General features: G+C 68.7%; 7 protein-coding genes. 3 read left to right on the forward strand and 4 right to left on the reverse strand.

Features of this window, described 5'->3' with window-relative positions; genetic code table 11:
- From Q7V15_RS07325 to Q7V15_RS07340, 4 genes are all read right to left on the reverse strand, one after another.
- Positions 1-920: porin (locus Q7V15_RS07325; protein ID WP_304754791.1), on the reverse strand; the 920-nt coding region annotated here is incomplete at its 3' end.
- A gap of 86 nt (positions 921-1,006) precedes the next feature.
- Entirely contained in the window at positions 1,007-2,041 is a 1,035-nt protein-coding gene (locus Q7V15_RS07330) for an ABC transporter ATP-binding protein (RefSeq protein WP_304754792.1), read from the reverse strand.
- Entirely contained in the window at positions 2,038-3,591 is a 1,554-nt protein-coding gene (locus tag Q7V15_RS07335) for an iron ABC transporter permease (RefSeq protein ID WP_304754793.1), read from the reverse strand. The genes Q7V15_RS07330 and Q7V15_RS07335 overlap by 4 nt, the downstream gene beginning before the upstream one ends.
- Positions 3,592-3,659: 68 nt before the next feature.
- Entirely contained in the window at positions 3,660-4,715 is a 1,056-nt protein-coding gene (locus tag Q7V15_RS07340) for an extracellular solute-binding protein (protein ID WP_304754794.1), read from the reverse strand.
- A gap of 130 nt (positions 4,716-4,845) precedes the next feature.
- Here Q7V15_RS07340 and chrA point away from each other — a divergent pair, with 130 nt between their 5' ends.
- The 3 genes from chrA (at position 4,846) to Q7V15_RS07355 (ending at position 6,978) form a co-directional block, all read left to right on the forward strand.
- On the forward strand, positions 4,846-6,237 hold the full coding sequence (gene chrA / locus Q7V15_RS07345) for a chromate efflux transporter (RefSeq protein WP_304754796.1): 1,392 nt from the start codon (positions 4,846-4,848) through the stop codon (positions 6,235-6,237).
- Positions 6,238-6,298: 61 nt separating this feature from the next.
- Positions 6,299-6,724, forward strand: coding sequence for a DUF983 domain-containing protein (locus Q7V15_RS07350; protein WP_304754798.1), 426 nt, complete (start codon positions 6,299-6,301; stop codon positions 6,722-6,724).
- 68 nt (positions 6,725-6,792) lie between these two features.
- A complete protein-coding gene (locus Q7V15_RS07355) occupies positions 6,793-6,978 on the forward strand; it encodes a hypothetical protein (RefSeq protein WP_304754799.1) in 186 nt (61 codons plus the stop codon).
- Positions 6,979-7,094: the final 116 nt, after the last annotated feature.

A 7,094-nucleotide genomic window follows, 5' to 3' on the forward strand; every position in this document is an offset into this window, starting at 1 on the left:
TACGACCGCGCCTCTCCCGTCCATCGCCAGGCCGCCTGGGCTGACCAGCCCCAGAGGCGCGGATTGACGATTGGTCCTTCGTAGGCCACCGCGCCGCCCTCCAGCTGGACGGTCAACGGACCATGGCCAAACCCAGCCTCAGCCCCCAGGAAACCCGCGTTATCGGCTTGAAACAGCCCGGTATCGACCGCCCGGGGCGCACGACCGTTTTCGGGTTTTTGTGATAGTCGAACCCCTGGACCACGATCTTCCAAGCGGTGGTGGTACGCGGAGACGCCCAGGTGGAGCGCCGGCTGGCCGGGCAGAACATCCACATGCCCCCGCAGGGCGAGCAACCAGGATTCCTCCCGATCACCGTCCAGGGCTTTGTCGGCGTTCTCGCCGAACAGCCCGCCTCTCACCCCCCACCGTTCGCCGGTGAGGTGCGCGCCCAGCCCCAGGCGCCGTCCAGGGGCGAAGGTCCCAGCATAGGCGGACCGCTCCAGGAAGACTGTGTGATTGTCAGAGGTCTGGTCTTCCGAAGTGACCGGAACCTTGAAATGTCCCAGGACGAACTCCAGGCCCGGGTTCGCCTGATAGGCCAGATAGGCGTCTTGGACCTTGACCTCACCCCCGCTGAAGTCTGCCTCCGCAATCCAGGAGAGCTTGGGCGTCAGGTCCCCTTCGGCGCCGAGATAGAGTCTGCGCACCTGCGTCCCGGTCGCCTTGGAACCCGCTTCTTTGCTGTAGATCAGGGCGTCCAACTGCGCCCGCCCCCGCAGGCTTGGTCCCTGAACCTCGTCACGGGATGTGGCTGAGGTCTCCAGCGGAATTGATGGCGTGGGCGCCGAAGCCTGCGCCGCTGCAGCGCCGCCGCCAGCCAGGGAGACCAGACAGCCAATGAGGGCCGATAGGGCGGCCAATGGAATCATCCGTCGCATTCCTCCCTATAGGGACGAAAAGGGGCGAAAACACTCCGGAAATGATGTCGTGGGGCCATGCGCCGCCGGCGAAAGACGGGCCGCCTCTACGTGACCCGGAGCCCGGGAAAGACCTTGGCCAATTCGGGATCGATGGTGAGACTCACCGCCTGCCCCTCGGCCGGGGCGTTTCCGCTCAAATGCATGTGGACCCGCTGCTGACCTGCCTGAACCTGGACCTCATGGTATCCGCCGCCGAACCGCACCTGAGCCACCGTGGCCGACGCGCCCTGGTCCGACAGCCGCAGGCCCTCTGGTCGGACCATGACGACGGCGGGACCGTCGGCCAGTCCTGGCGCCGGGATGTCTCCGAAAGGCGTGCGCGCCTGGCCTGAAGCGATTACGCCATCAATCAGATTGACCTCCCCCAGCAGGCGGGCGGCCTCAGGCGACGCCGGGTCGAGATAGCAGGCCCGCGGGGCGCCCGACTGAATGATCCGGCCGGCGTGCATCAGCACCAGCTCGTCGGCCATCAGCAGGGCCTCGCGGGCGTCATGGGTGACGATCAACACCGCCGCGCCCGCCGCCCGCAGGGCGTCCGTCAGCCACAGGCGGACCTCTCCCTTCAGGTGCGCATCCAGGCCTGAGAACGGCTCGTCGAGCAGGAGAATTTCGGGGCGCCGGGCCAGGGCGCGGGCCAGGGCGACCCTCTGTTGCTCGCCGCCGGACAGAGCATTGGGCCAGGCGCCGCCGCGGCCGCCCAGCTGGACCGCCTCAAGCATCTCCCTGGCGCGGGCCTTGCGCAGGCCTGACGGCAGGGTCCTGAGTCCGAAAGCGACATTCTGCTCGGCGGTCATGTGGGGAAACAGGGCATAGTCCTGGAACACCAGACCCACGCCCCGTGCCTCCGGAGGCACGACGCCTTCGGGACCTGAGAGCCGGCGTTCGCCAGCCGCCACCAGGCCGGCGTCGGGGGTCTCCAGGCCGGCGATGAGCCGTAGCAGCGTGCTCTTGCCACAGCCCGAGGGGCCGAGCAGGCAGGTGATCTCCCCAGCCCGCAGGGTGAGGCTGGCCTCGATCACGGCGGACTTTGAGCCATAGGCCTTGGAGAGACCCTGGGCGGTCAGGGCGGGGATCGTCATGCCGGGTCTCCGGGTCGCGAGGCGGCGATCTTGCGGGTCAACCAGATCACCGCCGGCAGGGCGATCAGGACAATCAGCAAGGCGGGCCAGCCGGCGTTGGCCAATCGCTCATCCCGGGCGTAGTTGTCGGCGATCACCGCCAGGGTGTCGAAGTTGAACGGCCGCAGGATCAGCGTGGCCGGCAGCTCCTTCAGAATGTCGATGAACACCACCAGGCCAGCGGTCAGCAAGGCGCCGCGAGCGATCGGAAGCTGTACGGTCCAGGCCGCGCCGCCCTCGCTTCGGCCAAGGCTGCGCGCAGCGTGGACCATGTTGGGCGTCACCCGCGACAGGCCAGCATCCACCGGCTCCAGGGCTGCGGCCATCAGCCGGGCGGCGTAGGCATAGACCAGGAGGATGAGCCCGGCGCCAAACCCCTGGGCGGCGCCCGGCGCCAGACGCCAGACCATGGCGGCTGGAACCAGAAGGCCGATGGCCATCACCGCGCCGGGGGTGGCGTAGCCAAGGCTGGCCAGGCGAGCCAGGTGTGGAACGCGGGCCGAGCCCAGGGCCAAGCCCGTGGCCAGCGCCACCGTCACCACCGCCCCGGCGGTCGCCAGGGTCAGGGAGTTGGCGCCGGCCTGGATCAGGCGGGGCCAGTCGGGGGTAACGTCTAAAAAGGCGAAGGCCAGCCAGCCGGCAGGCAAGAGCAGGCCAAAGCCGATCAAGCTGAAACAGAAGACCGCCGCCGCCGCCGCCTTGCCGCCGCGCAGGGAGGTCACCGGCAGGGGACGCCAGCGGGCGTTGGCGTTCTCATAGCCCCGGCCGCCCCGACCCCACCGTTCGATCCAGAGCAGCAGGGCGGCCGCCCCCAGCAGCGGCAGGGCGAACTGGGCCGCCGAGGTCAGAGACCCGAAGACGAACCAGGCCCGCACCACCCCGGTGGTCAGGGTCTGGACGCTGAGGAACTGAACGGCGCCATAGTCGGCCAGGGTCTCCATGACGGCCAGGGCGACGCCGGCGGCCAGGGCCGGCCTCGCCAATGGCAGAGCCACGCGCCGGAAGGCCTGTTGCGGCGTACACCCCAGGGCGCGGGCGGCCTCCAGGGCCTGGGCCGACTGATTCACGAACGCCGCGCGCATGGCCAGATACACGTAGGGGTAAAAGGCGCAGGACAGGATAAAGGCCGCGCCGGGCAGGGTCCGCATCTCAAACGGCAGGTCGAACCCCAGGTCGGCCCGCATCCAGATCCGCAGGCCGCCGGCCACATCGAACAGATCAGCATAGGCATAGGCGACGGCGAAGGCCGGCGCCGCCAGCGGCAGGGCCAGGGCCCAGGCGAAGATGTCGCGCCCAGGGAAACGGTGCATGACCACCAGCCAGGCGGCCAGGGATCCGACCACCCCGGTCAGGACCGCCACCAATCCCGCCAGGGCCGCCGATGTGGCTCCGTAGCGCAGAATGTCCCGGGCGGGGATGGCGGCCGTTTCGCCGCTCAGGGCCGCGGCGGCCACACCCACCAGGGGCAGGAGGGCGACCACGGCGGCCAGGCTCGCCAACAGGGCGAGCACGCCCGGCCGTCCAGGGCGACGGGGGCCGGACGGGCGGCGGGGCGCGGCCGAAGGGACGAGGGCTGCGGTTATCGCCAGCCTGCCGCAGTCATCAGAGCCTGGGCCTCAGACTGTCGCGGCCCAAAGGCGGCCACCGACATGGGGTGCGCATTGAAATCGGCATAGGCGGAGGTCGGGGCCGGAACCGCGACATTGGGACTGGCGGGATATTCGCCGTTCTCCTGCGAGACCAGGGTCTGGGCTTCCGGCGAGGCGAGGAACTCCAGGAACCGGATCGCCGCCTCCCGGTTGGGCGCGTTGGTCGCGACCCCGCCCCCTGAGATGTTCACATGGGCGCCCTGCCCATCCAGGGACGGGAAGCCGAGCTTGACGGTCTGGGTGACGCTACGGTCGCCTGCGTCATCACCGGCGGCCATGCGGATATAGTAGTAGCTGTTGGTCAGGGCGATTTCGCACACCCCCGCGCCGACGGCGCGGATCTGGTCGCGATCACCGCCCTCGGGCTGGCGGGCGAGGTTGGCCACGATACCCCTGGCCCATTCGGCGGTCTTTTCCGCCCCCCAGGCCTCGATCAGGGCGCCCACCAGGGACAGGTTGTAGACATTGTCCGACGAGCGCACGCACAGCTTGCCGCGGAAACGGGGACCGGCGATCTCTTCGTAGGTGTCGACCTCGCTGGGCTGCACCTTGGCGGTGTCGTAGGCCACCACCCGGGCCCGGCGTTGGAAACCGAACCAGCGACCTTCGGGATCTCGGAGGTTTTCAGGCACGGCGGCGTTCAGGATGTCGGAGGCGACAGGGGCCAGCAAGCCCGCCTCCTGCGCCCGCCACAGGGCGCCGGCGTCCGCGGCCACAAAGACATCGGCGGGGCTGGCTGCGCCCTCGCTCTGCATGCGGGCGATCAGTTGCGGCGCCGAGCCTTCGATCCGGTTGACCCTGACACCGGTCGCCTCGGTGAACATCTCATAGAGCCTTTGGTCCACGTCATAGTGCCGCGCGCTGTAGACATTGACCACGCCCTCACCCGCGGCCTGGCCCGCTGGCGCCTGCTCCGATGATTGGCCACAGGCCGATAGCGACAGGGCGGCGGCGAGGCTGGCGAAGATGGTCAGGCGTGGGGTCACGGCGATGGCTCCTGTGGTCAAGTCCTGGCTTAACGAAACTGAGAACCCTTCGCAATGACTGCATGCTCCCGCCCTCGCTGATCCGTTCAATTTCCCCTAGAGGTTGGCCTGACACCCGGAGGGCGACGAAATGACCACGGAAAGCGTGCCTCGGCCGTCTTTGGGGCCCGTCCCCTTTTCCGAGGCCCTGAAAGTCTGGGCGCGCATCGCCGCCCTCTCCTTCGGGGGGCCGGCCGGCCAGATCGCGGTGATGCATCGCATCCTGGTGGAAGAGAAGCGCTGGCTTGGCGAGCAGCGTTTCCTGCACGCGCTCAACTACTGCATGCTGCTCCCAGGGCCTGAGGCCCAGCAGCTTTGCATCTATATCGGCTGGTTGATGCACCGGACCGTCGGCGGCCTGGCGGCGGGCCTGCTGTTCGTCCTGCCGGGTTTCCTGGCCATCATGGCGCTCAGCATCCTCTACATGGTGATGGGGGATGTCGGACCGGTCGCGGCGATCTTCTTCGGCCTGAAGGCCGCGGTTCTGGTGATCGTGGTCCAGGCGATGCTGCGAATTGGCGGTCGGGCCCTGCGCAACCGGACCTTGATGGCCGTGGCCGCGAGCGCCTTCGTGGCCATATATGTGTTCGGCGTCTCCTTTCCCCTGATCATCCTCGCAGCTGGCCTGATCGGCTTCATCGGCGCGCGAGCGGGCCTGCCCGATTTCGCCATCGGCGGCGGTCACGGGGAGGTCGCCGCAGGAGGCGTGGCCGACGACGAGACTGTTCTGGGTGAGTCCCGCCCCGAGCATACGCGACCCAACCTCGCCTGGGCGTTGCGGACGGCGGCGGTGATCCTGGTCCTGTGGCTGGGCCCCGTCCTGATCCTTGGACTGGCGCTTGGCTGGGACAACGTCTTCACCCAGATCGCCCTCTTCTTCACCAAGATGGCCGTCGTGACCTTTGGCGGCGCCTATGCGGTTTTGGCCTATGTGGCCCAGGAGGCGGTGCAGACCTTCGGCTGGCTGCGGCCCGGCGAGATGCTGGACGGTCTGGCCATGGCCGAGACCACGCCTGGCCCGCTGATCATGGTCACCCAGTTCGTCGGCTTCATGGGCGCGGCCCGGAACGCCTCGGGGCTCGATCCCCTCTGGGCCGGCGTCCTGGGGGGCGTGCTGACCACCTGGGTCACCTTCACTCCCTGCTTCCTGTGGATATTCCTCGGCGCGCCCTTTGTCGAAGCTCTGCGGGGCGCCCGCGCGCTCAACGCCGCCCTGGCCACCATCACGGCGGCTGTGGTCGGCGTGATCCTCAACCTTGCCCTGTGGTTCGCCATCCACGTCCTGTTCGCCGAGGTGCGCGCGGCCGGGCCATACTGGCTGGCCCTGGACGTCCCGGTGCTGAGCTCTGTGAACCTGCCCAGCCTGGCCCTGACCCTGGCCGCAGCCATCGCCGCCATAGTCTTCAAGCTGGGAGTCATCCCCCTGTTGTTGGGGTGCTCGGCGGCCGGCCTCGCCCTCTATGGCGCCGGCCTGCTGGGCTAGGAGGCCCGCGCTCTTTCGTGCAATTGCACCTAAACGGGCCAAGCTGCTAAGACCTGTGATCATGACCCATTCAAAGCCCCCCTCCAGTCTCAGCGCCGGCCTGCGTTGCCGCTGTCCCAATTGTGGCCAGGGCAAGCTGTTCAATGGCTACCTGACCCTGGCCGAAGGCTGCGACCAGTGCGGCCTGGACTACGGGTTCGCCGACCCCGCCGATGGACCGGCCTTCTTCGTGATGAGCGGCGTGGGTGTTGTGGTCACCACGCTGTGGGCCATCTGGGCGGTTATGGCCCAGCCCCCGATCTGGGCGCAGCTGGCCGTGGCCTTTCCCGCCATGATCGGCGGCTGCCTCGGAAGCTTGCGGCCGGTCAAGGCCTGGCTGGTGGCCGAGCAGTTTGTCCACAAGGCCGGCGACGCCGAGTTCGTCAGCCTCGGCAGGCATGGCGAAGGCGGATTCGTCCGCGACCGCCGCAAGGCCTCTGGCGGCTAAAAGCCGGCCCCCCATTAACCTCCTGTTTGGCAAAGCGCGCCACGGCTCTCCCCATGGGGAGAGATGACGTGACCTTGGAAGATCGGTTCAAGTCGGCGGTGCGCCGCGCCTATGGCGCCGCGGGCGTGCGCCTGCAGGACCACCACGCCGACTCCCTGGCCAGCATCTACGCCAACTGGGCGAAGGGCGCGGACGATGGCGTCGTCGCCCGGGTCGAACGCGCTCTGGCCGCCTCGCTGGGGGTCAGGGCTTAGCGCCCTGGCGTCGCCAGGATTTCCACCTCCCCGGCATAGCCCAGGGCCCGAACGGCGGCGATCTGCGCCTCGATTTCCGGGACCGGCAGGGCGGTGGGCCGGCTGAACATGTAGAT

The sequence above is a fragment of the Phenylobacterium sp. genome, assembly GCF_030651755.1.
In the GTDB taxonomy this organism is placed as follows: domain Bacteria; phylum Pseudomonadota; class Alphaproteobacteria; order Caulobacterales; family Caulobacteraceae; genus Phenylobacterium.

What these genes read in the sequence shown, in the direction of transcription:
- chrA (WP_304754796.1), top strand. Translation starts at nt 4,846, where the DNA reads ATGACCACGGAAAGCGTGCCTCGGCCGTCTTTGGGGCCCGTCCCCTTT.
- Q7V15_RS07350 (WP_304754798.1), top strand. Translation starts at nt 6,299, where the DNA reads ATGACCCATTCAAAGCCCCCCTCCAGTCTCAGCGCCGGCCTGCGTTGC.
- Q7V15_RS07330 (WP_304754792.1), bottom strand. Translation starts at nt 2,041, where the DNA reads ATGACGATCCCCGCCCTGACCGCCCAGGGTCTCTCCAAGGCCTATGGC.